Genomic DNA, 243 nt, shown 5'->3' with positions numbered 1-243 from the left:
GCGCTGGGGTTGCTTCAGAAGAATTAGACCATGCCACGCCTGCCAACGCTGACGGTAGTTTGCTGGTATTATTTGATCCACTTGATGGTTCATCAAATATTGATATCAATATGGCGGTCGGACCGATTTTTTCTATATTACCGTATCACCGTCAAGGTCAAGTAAGTGCCGATAGCGACTTTTTACAAGCGGGCAATCAACAGCTTGCTGCTGGTTATCTATTATATGGTACCTCTACCATGC

The 243-nt window shown here is 44.9% G+C and carries 1 pseudogene; it reads left to right on the top strand.

The features are described 5' to 3' along the window. Nucleotides 1-243 (top strand): annotated as a pseudogene (locus tag AAEY80_RS14800) (class 1 fructose-bisphosphatase); the annotation flags it as partial.

The organism is Psychrobacter sp. 78a-MNA-CIBAN-0178 (genome assembly GCF_040309625.1).
GTDB classification, from domain to species: Bacteria; Pseudomonadota; Gammaproteobacteria; order Pseudomonadales; family Moraxellaceae; genus Psychrobacter; species Psychrobacter okhotskensis.
Note: the sequence above shows the minus strand (reverse complement) of the source record. Positions and strands in the feature narration are given on the sequence as shown.